Origin of the sequence: Streptomyces sp. NRRL S-337 (assembly GCF_000720175.1) — a bacterium.
Lineage (GTDB): Bacteria > Actinomycetota > Actinomycetes > Streptomycetales > Streptomycetaceae > Streptomyces > Streptomyces siderophoricus.
Window position 1 is genome coordinate 38098 of the sequence record NZ_JOIX01000033.1, and the last position, 12415, is coordinate 50512.

Sequence of the window (12415 nt, forward strand, 5' to 3'; positions counted from 1 at the left end):
GAGAGCAACCAGCAGGCGGGAATCGTGAGGATCTTCGGCAAGGTACGGCACCGGCCCTCCGCCTCGTGGCGGCAGGCGACCGACCGCGCTTTCACGCTGATCGGTGACGGCCGTTACGAGGACGCGGGGGCGTTGCTGACCCGGGCCGCGGACATGGAGCCGTGGCTGTCGGAGTCCTGGTTCAACCTCGCCCTGCTGCACAAGTTCCGGCACGACTGGGAACAGGCCCGGGCCGCCGGTCTGCGCGCGGTGGCGCTGCTCGACCGCGAGTCCGGTGCGCCCGACTGGTGGAACGTCGGCATCGCCGCCACCGCCCTCCAGGACTGGCCGCTGGCCCGCCGGGCCTGGCAGGCGTACGGCCTGAAGGTCCCCGGCGAGGGCTCGCCGTCCGCCGAACCGGTCGGGATGGCCCTGGGCAGCGCCGCGGTCCGGCTCTCCCCGGAGGGCGAGGCCGAGGTGGTCTGGGGCCGCCGGCTGGACCCGGCCCGCATCGAGGTGCTGTCGATCCCGCTGCCCTCCTCCGGGCGGCGCTGGGGCGAGGTCGTGCTGCACGACGGCGTCCCGCACGGCGAGCGCACGACGTCCGACGGGCAGGCGTACCCGGTCTTCGACGAGATCGAGCTGTGGGCGCCCTCCCCGGTCCCCACCTGGGTGGTGCTCCTGGAGGCCGCCACCGAGGCCGACCGGGACGCCCTGGAGCGGCTGGCGGCCGACGCCGGCTTCGCCGCCGAGGACTGGTCGTCCTCCGTACGCCTGCTGTGCCGTACGTGCTCGGAGAGCCGGATGCCCAGCGACGAGGGTGACGGCGAGCACCTGGACCCGCACGACCACAGCGAACCGGGCCACCCCGGCCCGCTGGGCCACCGCACCGCGGGCTCCGGATCGCTGTGGGTGCCGGAGCGCGAATGCGGCATCGCGGCACCGTCCGCGCTGGTCCGCGGGCTGCTCGACGGCTGGGTCGCGGACAGCCCGGACACCCGCGAATGGCGTGATCTGGAAGAGGTCTGCTGAGCGCCGGGCCGCCCCCGTAGGCTGTAGGGCGTCCCATCAGGGTTTTGAGGAAGGCGTACGGCGGAGATGGCCCAGCAGGACAGTGATCAGCAGGAGAGCGTCGAGTTCATCGTCGACACGGAGGACTGCGAGGAGCGCGAGCGCGCCCACCGGGAGCGCGGTACCTCCCGTCCGATCACCGTGGTCGGCAACCCGGTGCTCCACAAGGAGTGCAAGGACGTCACGGAGTTCGACGACAGCCTGGCCCAGCTGATCGACGACATGTTCGCCAGCCAGCGCACCGCCGAGGGCGTGGGCCTGGCCGCCAACCAGATCGGTGTGGACCTGAAGGTCTTCGTCTACGACTGCCTGGACGACGAGGGCGTCCGGCACGTCGGCGCGGTCTGCAACCCGGTCCTGGACGAGCTGCCCGCCGAGCGCCGGGTGCTGGACGACTCCAACGAGGGCTGCCTGTCCGTGCCCGGTGCGTACGCCGAGCTGGCCCGCCCCGACTACGCCGTGGTGCGCGGCCAGAACGCCAAGGGCGAGCCGATCGCCGTGCGGGGCACCGGCTACTTCGCGCGCTGCCTCCAGCACGAGACCGACCACCTCTACGGCTACCTCTACATCGACCGGCTCTCCAAGCGGGACCGCAAGGACGCGCTGCGGCAGATGGCCGAGCAGGAGCCGCGCTACCCCGTGGTCGCCAACGACTGAGCGGACGCGAGACGACCGGCGCGCGGGCGCCCGTCCCCGGTGGGGGCGGGCGCCCGCGCGCGTCCGTGCGGCGTCCTGGCGGCCGGTCCGCCAGGCGTACCGGCGGCCGGTCTACGAGGCGTCCTGGTAGGCGCGCCAGACCTTCGGCGGGAGGGACGTCCCCAGACCGGTGCGGGGGCCGCCGACGCCCTGCAGGCCCAGCAGTTGGGGCGCGCCGGGCTGGTTGCGGAACATGGTGACGGCGGTGGTCGGCTCGTCGCCGGCGCCCGGCGCGGTGCCGGGGCGGACACCGCCCCAGTTCCCGCCGCCGGTGCCGGGCCCGGTGCCGACCAGGGCGGGCGCCTGGCTGCCGATGAACCACGCCGACTTCATCCGGTCACCCGGCTCGGTACGGCCGGCCGCCACCGGCGGCGCGGCCGGCTTGCCCTCCGGCAGCCCCAGCGTGCGCCATCCCACGCCCTCCAGGGCGCCGGTCACCTGCTGGGCGACCCCGGCGTCGAGGACCTGCTGGGGCACCGCCCGCTCGAAGCCGGGGACCGCGCGGCCGTCGTGCGTCATGGACGACACCGCGTACGGATCGGCGTGCAGCCCGCCGTTGGCGAACGTGGTGTAGGCGCTCGCCATCCGTATCGCGCTGGGCGCCGAGGTGCCGAGCGGGAAGGTCTGCTCCAGGGGCGCCATGCTCTCCTTGCGCAGCCCGGCGGCCACCGCGAGGTCCCGGATCCGGGCCAGCCCGATCCGCTGCCCGGCCTGGACGAACGGCGGGTTCTGGGCCTTCACCAGGGCGCTGCCGAGGTCCACGGCGGCCTGGTCCGGCCGCCAGTCCACCGGGACCGCCCGGCCTGCCCCCTCGGGGCGGTCGGTGGGCTGCGGGGTGGCCTCGACCTGCTGCTGGAGGGCGGCGGCGAGCACGAACGGTTTGAAGGCCGAGCCGGCCGGGACCGCCGAGGTGTCCGCGTTGTTGCTGAAGTGCCGGGTGGCGTCGGCACCGCCGTAGAGCGCGACGATCGCGCCGTCCCGGGGGCGCACCGAGGCCGCCCCGAATTCCACGAAGGTGTCGGCGGGCCGCTCCTTCGGGTCGAGGTTCTCCCGGCGGACGGTGTTCACGGCCGCCTCCAGGCGGCGGGTGCGGTTCTTGTCGAAGGTGGTGTGGACGCGGTAGCCGCCGCGCGCCAGGTCCTTGTCGGTGAGCCCGGTGTCGGCCTTGATGAATTTGTTGGCGACGTCGACGAGATAGCCGATCTGGCCGGCCTGGCTGGTGGGCTTCGACGGCGGCCGGGGCTCGGGGAAGGTGCGGTACTTCGCCCGTTCCTCCTCGCTCATCTTTCCGGTGGCGACCTGCCGGTCGAGGATCCACCGCCAGCGTGCCTCCGCCCGCCGGTGATTGGCCTCGCTCAGCCCCGGGTCGTACTGGTCGGCACCCTTCAGCGTGGCCGCCAGCAGGGCGCCCTGGCTGGGGCTGAGGTTCTTGGCGTCGATGCCGTAGTACGCGTGGGCCGCGGCCTGGATGCCGTACGAACCGCGGCCGAACCAGCTGGTGTTGAGATAGCCGCGGAGGATGTCGCGCTTGGACTTCTGGTTGCTCACCTTCAGCGCGATGATGAATTCCCGCAGCTTGCGGGTGACCGTCTGGTCCTGCGAGAGATAGGTGTTCTTCACGTACTGCTGGGTGATGGTGGAGCCGCCCTGGGTCTCCTCGCCGGAGACCATGTTCACCATCGCCCGGGCGATGCCCTGGACGGATATCCCGGGGTCGCTGTAGAACGTGGCGTTCTCCGCGGAGATCACCGCGTTCTCGACCGAGTCGGGGACCTTGTCGAGCGTGACGTTCTGCCGGTTGACCGCGCCCACGCTCACCATCTGGCTGCCGTCCGCCCAGTAGTAGACGGTGGCCTCCTTACCGGCGAGCTCGTTCTCGTCCGGTATGTCGATCTTCGCGTACACGAACGCGAACAACCCCGCCAGGGAGAGGATGCCGAACGCGAGGGTGCCGAGCCACAGCCGCCATGACGGCAGCCATCGGCGCAGCCCCTCGCGTCCCCGGCGCGGATAGTCGATGAACCGGCGACGCCCCTTCGTGCCCTTCATACCCGGATAGATGTGGCGGCCCCGGCCCTGGTTGCCGAGGTAACAGAACGCTCACAATCGCAGGTGACCGGGGTGAACGGGCGTCGCCGGCACGGACGTCGGGGCGCCGGCCTAGAAGTCGTCGTCGAAGGAGACCGAGCCCTCGACGGCGACCTGGTAGGCGGAGGCCCGGCGCTCGAAGAAGTTGGTCAGCTCCTGGACGTTCTGCAGCTCCATGAAGGAGAACGGGTTCTCCGAGCCGTACACGGGCGCGAAGCCGAGCCGCTGCAGACGCTGGTCCGCGACGCACTGCAGGTACTCGCGCATCGACTCGGTGTTCATCCCCGGCAGGCCGTCGCCGCACAGGTCACGGCCGAACTGCAGCTCGGCCTCGACGGCCTCCTTCAGCATCTCGGTGACCTGCAGCTCCAGCTTGTCGTCGAAGAGGTCGGGCTCCTCCTCGCGGACGGTGTCCACCACCGAGAACGCGAACTCCATGTGCATGGACTCGTCGCGGAAGACCCAGTTGGTGCCGGTGGCCAGGCCGTGCAGCAGCCCGCGCGAGCGGAACCAGTAGACGTAGGCGAAGGCGCCGTAGAAGAACAGGCCCTCGATGCAGGCCGCGAAGCAGATGAGGTTGAGGAGGAAGCGACGGCGGTCCTCCCTGGTCTCCAGCCGCTCGATCTGCTCGACGTGGTCCATCCACTTGAAGCAGAACTGGGCCTTCTCCCGGATGGACGGGATGTTCTCCACCGCGGCGAAGGCGGCGGCGCGGTCCTCCGGATCGGGCAGATAGGTGTCCAGCAGCGTCAGATAGAACTGGACATGCACCGCCTCCTCGAAGAGCTGACGGCTCAGATACAGCCGCGCCTCGGGGGAGTTGATGTGCTTGTACAGCGTCAGGACCAGGTTGTTGGCGACGATCGAGTCACCGGTCGCGAAGAACGCGACCAGCCGGCCGATCATGTGCTGCTCGCCGGGCGAGAGCTTGGCGAGGTCGGCCACGTCGGAGTGGAGGTCGACCTCCTCCACGGTCCAGGTGTTCTTGATCGCGTCGCGGTAGCGGTCGTAGAACTCCGGGTACCGCATGGGCCGCAGGGTGAGTTCGAAACCCGGGTCGAGCAGGTTCTTGGAACGGGCGGTGTCGGACATTACTGGCAGGCCTCGCAGGACTCGGGGTTTTCCAGGGAGCAGGCGACCGCCTCGGGGTCGGTCACCGGCAGCTGCGGCGTTTGCTGGGCGGGGACGGACGCGGCGCGCGCCGACTGCGCGATCCGCGTCGCCGGGCGCGACCGCAGGTAGTACGTGGTCTTGATGCCGCGCTTCCAGGCGTACGCGTACATCGAGCTGAGCTTGCCGATGGTCGGCGACGCCATGAAGAGGTTCAGCGACTGGCTCTGGTCGAGGTACGGCGTACGGGCCGCGGCCATGTCGATCAGGGCGCGCTGCGGGATCTCCCAGGCGGTGCGGTAGAGCGCCCGGATGTGCTCGGGGATCCACGCCACGTCCTGCACCGAGCCGTTCGCCTCGCGCAGCGCGTCCCGGGTTCGCGCGTCCCACAGGCCCAACGCCTTGAGCTCCTCGATCAGATAGGCGTTGACCTGCAGGAACTCACCGCTCAGCGTCTCGCGCTTGAAGAGGTTGGACACCTGCGGCTCGATGCACTCGTACACGCCGGCGATGGAGGCGATGGTCGCGGTCGGCGCGATCGCGAGGAGGAGGGAGTTGCGCATCCCGGTCTTCGCGATCCGGGCGCGCAGCGCGGCCCAGCGGTCCGCCCAGCGCGGCTCGGCGTCCGGGTAGTGGTCGGGGTGCAGCACGCCGCGGGCGGTGCGGGTCGCGGACCAGGCCGGGTGCGGGCCGTGCCGGTCCGCGAGGTCGGCGGACGCCTCGTAGGCGGCGAGCATGATCCGCTCGGAGATACGGGTGGACAGCTCCTTCGCCTCGGGGGAGTCGAAGGGCAGCCGCAGCCGGAAGAAGACGTCCTGCAGGCCCATCAGGCCCAGACCGACCGGACGCCAGCGGGAGTTGGAGGCGGCGGCCTGCTCGGTGGGGTAGAAGTTGATGTCCACGACGCGGTCGAGGAAGGTGACGGCCGTACGGACCGTGGCGTCCAGCCGCTCCCAGTCCATCGCCTCCTCCCAGCCGTCGGCCTCGTCGCCCAGGTGCGCGGCGAGGTTGACCGACCCGAGGTTGCAGACCGCGGTCTCCCCGTCGTCGGTCACCTCCAGGATCTCCGTGCACAGGTTGGAGGAGTGCACGACCTTGCCGGGCTCGGCGGTCTGGTTGGCGGTGCGGTTGGCGGCGTCCTTGAACGTCATCCAGCCGTTGCCGGTCTGCGCCAGGGTCCGCATCATGCGGGAGTACAGCACCCGGGCCGGGATCTGCTTGAGCGCCCGGCCCTCGGCCTCGGCCTTGCGGTACGCGGCGTCGAACTCCTCGCCCCACAGGTCCACCAGCTCGGGGACGTCGGAGGGCGAGAACAGCGACCAGTCGCCGTCCGCCTCCACCCGGCGCATGAACTCGTCCGGGATCCAGTGCGCGAGGTTCAGGTTGTGGGTACGGCGGGCCTCTTCGCCGGTGTTGTCGCGGAGCTCCAGGAACTCCTCGATGTCCGCGTGCCAGGTCTCCAGGTAGACGCAGGCCGCGCCCTTGCGCCGGCCGCCCTGGTTCACCGCCGCGACCGAGGCGTCCAGTGTGCGCAGGAACGGCACGATGCCGTTGGAGTGCCCGTTGGTGCCGCGGATCAGCGAACCGCGGGCCCGGATCCGGGAGTACGACAGCCCGATGCCGCCGGCGTGCTTGGAGAGCCGGGCCACCTGGTGGTACCGGTCGTAGATCGAGTCCAGCTCGTCCAGCGGGGAGTCCAGCAGGTAGCAGGACGACATCTGGGGGTGGCGGGTGCCGGAGTTGAAGAGGGTGGGGGAGGAGGGGAGGTACGAGAGCGAGCTGGTGAGGCGGTACAGCTCGGCGACGTCGTCCAGCGTGCGGGCGCTGCCCTCTTCGGAGTCAGCGGTTTCGGCGAGGCCGCAGGCCACCCGCAGCAGGAAGTGCTGGGGCGTCTCGACGACCTGACGGGTGGTGGGGTGCCGCAGCAGATAGCGCGAGTGCAGCGTCCGCAGCCCGAAGTAGCCGAAGCGGTCGTCGGCGCCGTCCGCGAGCGCCTGCTCGACCAGCGCGTCCAGCCGCGCCGCGTGGGTCCGTACGAACTCCGCGGTCTCATCGGCGATCAGCCCCTCGCGGTGGCCGACCTCGATGGAGGCGGAGAAGGCGACCGCCCCCTGTTCGGCCGCCTCCTCCGAGATCGCGAGGGTGAGCAGCCGCGCGGCGAGCTTGGAGTACTCCGGCTCGTCACCGATCAGGCCGGCCGCGGCCTCGGTGGCCAGCGCGCGCAACTCGGCCTCGTCGGAACCCGCGTGCCGGCCGCGCAGGGCGGCGGCGGCCACCTTGCCGGGGTCGGTCGCGGTGAGGTCCGCGGTCAGCTCGGTGAGGGTGCGCAGCAGGGCGACGCCCGGACCGTCGGAGGCGGGCGGCGTGGTCACCGCGGGCGGCACGACCTCGGCGTCTGACGCGGGTTCCGTTGGCGCGATGGTCACGTGATGCTCTCCCTCACTCGGCGGGGGCCGGGAGGGGCGTGGGCGCGACGGGCGCACGCGGGCATGCGGCACCCCGTCAGGTCAGGGGTGCGCGGGCACACCGCGCGGCGTCCACCGGCCCTCCCTCGGGGCCCGGACGTATCGACGTCCGCACCGATGGCGGTGCGGGCGTGCCGTCGGCAGGTCCTCGGACTTCCGGGCGCACGGCGGCCCGTCGACAAAGGCGGGCGGGTGCGCTCGTACACCGTTGCGGGACAGTCCCGGATTCCCACCGGGTTCCCCTGCGGCGACAGCGAGGACGAGCATACATGTGGTGGTGCCCCCTCAGGCGCACCCCCACATCTAGTGTGTCGTGTGTGATCACGCGGTGTCTGTCAGTGCATCACCCTCGGCGCCGAGCCACCGGGGGACGGGGTGAACCGGCCCGGTGGCAACGGAACGGGCCGCTCCCTCCCGTGCGGGAGGCAGCGGCCCGTGGCGTCGGACGCGGGGTGGCTCAGTGCCCCGCCGGTGCCCCCGCCGTGGCCGGCGGGAGGTCGGCGAGGACGCCCTTGTCGCCCGCGTCGGCGGTGTAGTCCGCGGGGCTGGTCTCGTCCGTGCCGTCGGGGGCGTTGAAGGCCCGTAGGACGACGGTGAGGACGACCGCGACGACGACGTTCAGGACGAACGCGGTCAGGCCGATGTAGCCGATCTCCCCGAGGCCGGGGATCGCCGTGCTGGGGCCGCCGAAGTGCTTCTGCTTCGGGGTGGCCACGCCGTACGCCGCGAGCGTGCCGTAGAGCATGCCGGCCGCCCAGCCCGCCAGCAGGGCCCAGCGGTGGAACCAGCGGGTGAACAGGCCACCGACCAGGGACGGCAGGGTCTGCAGGATCCAGATCCCGCCCAGCAGCTGGAAGTTGATGGCGACCGTCTTGTCCATGGTGAGGACGAAGATCAGGGCGCCGACCTTGACCAGCAGGGAGACCAGCTTGGCGACCTTGTGTTCCTGCTCGGGCGTGGCGTCCTGCTTGAGGAAGTCCTTGTAGACGTTCCGGGTGAAGAGGTTGGCGGCCGCGATGGACATGATGGCCGCGGGGACGAGCGCGCCGATGCCGATCGCGGCGAACGCCACGCCGGTGAACCAGCTGGGGAACATGTCCTCGAACAGCTGGGGGATGGCCAGTTGCGGGTTGCCCTGGATGTCCGTACCGGCCTTGATGGCCATGAAGCCGAGCAGCGCCAGCAGGCCCAGCATCAGCGAGTAGAGCGGCAGGATCGTGGTGTTGCGGCGGATCACGTTGCGGCTGCGCGAGGACAGCGTCGCGGTGATCGAGTGCGGGTACATGAACAGCGCCAGCGCCGAACCGAGCGCCAGAGTGGCGTACGCCCACTGGGCGTTGGGGCCGCTGGTCACTTCGCCGCGTGGTTTGCCGGGGACGGCGCCGGGCTGCGCGAGCGCCTTGCCCGCCGCGTGGAAGATGCTGTCGAAGCCGCCCAGTTTGATCGGGATGTAGACGATCGCCACGCCGATGACGAGGTAGATCAGGCCGTCCTTGACGAACGCGATCAGGGCGGGCGCGCGCAGACCGGAGGAGTAGGTGTAGGCCGCCAGGACCGCGAAGGCGATCAGCAGCGGCAGGTCCTTGACGAACCAGTTGGTGTGCTCGCCACCGCCGATGCCCATGACGTCCAGCACCGCCTGGATGCCCACCAGCTGGAGCGCGATGTACGGCATCGTGGCGAGGATGCCGGTGAGCGCCACCGCCAGCGACAGGCCCTTGGAGCCGAAGCGGCCGCGGACGAAGTCGGAGGTGGTGACGTAGCCGTGCTTGTGCGAGACCGACCAGAGGCGGGGCAGGAAGAGGAAGATGAAGGGGTAGACCAGGATCGTGTAGGGCACGGCGAAGAAGCCGGAGGCGCCCGCCGTGTAGACCGCCGCCGGGACGGCCACGAAGGTGTACGCGGTGTACAGGTCACCGCCGAGCAGGAACCACGTGATCCAGGTGCCGAAGCTGCGGCCGCCCAGGCCCCATTCGTCCAGGTTGGCGGACTGCTCGGCCTTGCGCCAGCGGGCGGCGAGGAAGCCCATGACCGTCACGGCCAGGAAGAAGAAGACGAAGACGGCGAGGGCGACGCCGTTGACGCCGTGGGTCTGGGAGGCGGCCAGCCGGACGGTCGCCGGGGCCGCGGTCACGAGGGCGTTCACCGGCCACCGTCCTTGCGGAGGCGCTGCTCACGCCGGACGAGCTTGTACGCGACGGTGGTCAGCACCGTCGAGATCAGCACCCACAGCATCTGGTACCAGTAGAAGAACGGGATCCCGATCAGCGTCGGTTCGATCCTGGCGTACGAACTCACCCACAGCATCGAGACGAACGGAGCCAGCAGGCACAGTCCGGCCACTATGCGCGTCGGGGTGACGACCGGTCTTCCGGTCGGTGATTCGGCTGGCTCTGGCATCAGCGTGGCTCCGTCCCTGACTGTCTCCTGTGTAATCGGCTGAAAATCTATGGCAGGGCCGTGGCGCGCGTCACTAGGTGTCCGCATATCGGTATGGACACTCCGCGCGGAAAAGCGCGGCGGGCAGCGGGAGTTCCGCGCCCGCCGGCGCGCCGCCCGGTCCGCGGGGAGGGCCCGTTCCGCGGGGGTGTCCGGTCCACGGGGGTGTCCGGTCCACGGGGAGTGCCGATTTTTGCGGGCGTGTCCGGCCCGTAGGGCGTTGCTCAGTCCGTGGGGCGCTGCAGCCTGGCGACGAACTTGTAGCGGTCGCCGCGGTAGACCGAGCGCACCCATTCCACCGGCTGCCCCTGCGCGTCGAGGGAGTGGCGGGAGAGCATCAGCATCGGCAGGCCGACGTCGGTGCCCAGCAGCCCGGCCTCGCGCGGGGTGGCCAGCGAGGTCTCGATGGTCTCCTCTGCCTCGGCGAGCCGGACGTCGTAGACCTCGGCCAGCGCGGTGTACAGCGAGGTGTACTTGACCAGGTTGCGGCGGAGCGCGGGGAAGCGCTTGGCCGACAGGTGGGTGGTCTCGATCGCCATCGGCTCACCGCTGGCCAGCCGCAGCCGTTCGATGCGCAGCACCCGGCCGCCGGGTGCGATGTCCAGCAGTCCGGCCAGCCGGTCGTCGGCGGTGACGTAGCCGATGTCCAGCAGCTGGGAGGTCGGTTCCAGCCCCTGCGCGCGCATGTCCTCCGTGTAGGAGGTCAGTTGCAGGGCCTGGGAAACCTTGGGCTTGGCGACGAACGTGCCCTTGCCCTGGATGCGTTCCAGCCGGCCCTCGACGACCAGTTCCTGGAGTGCCTGGCGGACGGTGGTCCGCGAGGTGTCGAACTCCGCGGCGAGGGTGCGTTCGGGCGGGACCGGGGTGCCGGGCGGCAGGGTTTCGGTGATCTCCAGCAAGTGCCGCTTGAGGCGGTAGTACTTGGGCACTCGCGCGGTCCGCGCGCCGCCGCCGCTCTCGGCGCTGCCGCCGTCGGTCTCCATGACCCGCCTCTCCGACCCCTGTCCTGCTGCCGTCACCGGCTCCTCCGTACGTAGCGGCTCACATCGTGGCACGGAAGGGTTCCCCGCGCCCTTACGCAGGTCCCGGCCCGCCAGATGTCGGTCCGGTAACGGACCTGACAGCGACTCTTATACACCCTTGACACCCCAAAAGGTCTAGGCCAAGCTGCGGGAACTGGTCTAAACCATTAAAGACCACACCCGGCCTTTAGGGGAGAGCGCAATGAAGCGTGGGCTCATAGCAGCGACGGCCGTCGCGGGAATGCTGGTGAGTGTCGCTGCCTGTGGGTCCAGCGACGGCGGGAAGACGGGGGCGGACGGCTTCAAGGGCCAGAAGCTGACCGTATGGGTGATGAGCGGATCGAACCCGGAACAGTGGTCCCAGCAGGTCTCCGAGCAATTCAAGAAGAAGACCGGCGCCACGGTCGAGTTCAAGGTCCAGCAGTGGAACGGCATTCAGCAGAAGCTGAGCACCGCCCTTTCCGAGGACACCCCGCCGGACGTCGTGGAAATCGGCAACACCCAGACCGCCGCCTACGCCAAGGCCGGCGCCCTGGCCGACCTCGGTGACCTCAAGAAGGACATCGGCGCCGACTGGAACGACGCGTTCAACAAGGCGTCGGTCGTGGACGGAAAGCAGTACGCACTGCCGTGGTACGCCGGGAACCGCGTGGTGATGTACAACAAGAAGATCTGGGCGAAGGCCGGTATCAAAGGCATTCCGAAGACCCGTTCCGAGCTCTTCAAGGACTTCGACACCATCAAGAAGAAGACCGACGCCGAACCGCTCTACCTGCCCGGCCAGAACTGGTACTTCTTCGACGGCCTGACCATCGGCACCGGGGCCGACCTGGTGAAGAAGCAGGGCGGCAAGTGGGTCTCCAACCTCGGCGACCCCAAGGTCTCCAAGGCCATGGACATCTACCGGCAGTACCAGTCCTTCAGCACCGCGCCGAAGAACAAGGACGAAGCCACCCCGCAGCAGGCCGAGGTCTTCGCCAAGGGGAAGACCGGTGCCGTCATCGCCATGGGCTACGAGGCCGCCACCGCCGTCAAGGCCAACCCGGACATCAAGCAGGACATCGGCTTCTTCACCATTCCGGGCGAGACCGCGGACAAGCCCGAGGGGGTATTCCTCGGCGGCTCCAACTTCGCGGTCGCCGGAATGGGCAAGAACCAGGAACTCGCCAAGGAATTCCTGAAGGTCGCACTCTCCAAGGAGAACGACGGGCAGATGGTCAAGGAGGCCGGCTGGACCCCGAAGTCCGCCGACCTGGCCGGCGCCGCCAAGGAGAATCCGGCCGCCGCGGCCGCCGCCCCCGCGGCACAGAAGTCCGGCGGCACCACTCCGCTCATTCCGCAGTGGGCCGCCGTGGAGAACGTCCCGAACCCCATCAAGAGCTACATGACGGCCGTGCTGAACGGTAAGTCCCCGGCCGACGCCGCCAAGGACATCGAGTCCGAGATCAACTCGCGGCTCGCCAAGCAGTAACCACACCGGCTGCGTACGGGGCCGGCCGTCCCCGGTCCCGTACGCGCGTCAGCAGGTGCACACCGACCTTCACG

The 12415-nt window shown here is 70.1% G+C and carries 9 protein-coding genes and 1 riboswitch; of the genes, 3 read left to right on the forward strand and 6 right to left on the reverse strand.

Translation table 11 applies throughout. The features are described from left to right. Nucleotides 1-24: 24 nt before the first annotated feature. Complete coding sequence (locus IG62_RS0122910; protein WP_030806296.1) at nt 25-1011, forward strand: tetratricopeptide repeat protein; 987 nt, start codon at nt 25-27, stop codon at nt 1009-1011. A gap of 66 nt (nt 1012-1077) precedes the next feature. Beyond that, entirely contained in the window at nt 1078-1707 is a 630-nt protein-coding gene (def, locus tag IG62_RS0122915) for a peptide deformylase (protein ID WP_030806298.1), read from the forward strand. Nucleotides 1708-1818: 111 nt separating this feature from the next. Here def and IG62_RS0122920 read toward each other — a convergent pair whose 3' ends face one another. The 6 genes from IG62_RS0122920 to IG62_RS0122945 all read right to left on the reverse strand — a co-directional run bounded on the left by IG62_RS0122920 (nt 1819) and on the right by IG62_RS0122945 (nt 10831). Further along, nucleotides 1819-3795, reverse strand: a complete 1977-nt coding sequence (locus tag IG62_RS0122920) for a transglycosylase domain-containing protein (RefSeq protein ID WP_030806300.1) — start codon at nt 3793-3795, stop codon at nt 1819-1821. Nucleotides 3796-3906: 111 nt separating this feature from the next. Further along, nucleotides 3907-4926: a ribonucleotide-diphosphate reductase subunit beta gene (locus tag IG62_RS0122925; protein ID WP_030806303.1), complete on the reverse strand. Its 1020-nt coding sequence runs from the start codon at nt 4924-4926 to the stop codon at nt 3907-3909. Then, nucleotides 4926-7370 carry a ribonucleoside-diphosphate reductase subunit alpha gene (locus tag IG62_RS0122930; protein ID WP_030806306.1) on the reverse strand — a complete coding sequence of 815 codons (2445 nt, stop codon included), beginning with the start codon at nt 7368-7370 and terminating at the stop codon, nt 4926-4928. The genes IG62_RS0122925 and IG62_RS0122930 overlap by 1 nt, the downstream gene beginning before the upstream one ends. Nucleotides 7371-7551: 181 nt before the next feature. After that, nucleotides 7552-7653, reverse strand: a riboswitch (cobalamin riboswitch). 213 nt (nt 7654-7866) lie between these two features. Next, nucleotides 7867-9438, reverse strand: coding sequence for a monocarboxylate uptake permease MctP (gene mctP, locus IG62_RS0122935; RefSeq protein ID WP_051798451.1), 1572 nt, complete (start codon nt 9436-9438; stop codon nt 7867-7869). Between the two features lie 113 nt (nt 9439-9551). Further along, entirely contained in the window at nt 9552-9809 is a 258-nt protein-coding gene (locus tag IG62_RS0122940; protein WP_051798445.1) for a DUF3311 domain-containing protein, read from the reverse strand. A gap of 263 nt (nt 9810-10072) precedes the next feature. Further along, nucleotides 10073-10831: a GntR family transcriptional regulator gene (locus IG62_RS0122945; protein ID WP_030806315.1), complete on the reverse strand. Its 759-nt coding sequence runs from the start codon at nt 10829-10831 to the stop codon at nt 10073-10075. Between the two features lie 241 nt (nt 10832-11072). Between IG62_RS0122945 and IG62_RS0122950 the strand changes: the two genes are divergently transcribed. Continuing rightward, nucleotides 11073-12341, forward strand: coding sequence for an extracellular solute-binding protein (locus IG62_RS0122950; RefSeq protein WP_037839046.1), 1269 nt, complete (start codon nt 11073-11075; stop codon nt 12339-12341). The last annotated feature ends 74 nt before the right edge of the window (nt 12342-12415 follow it).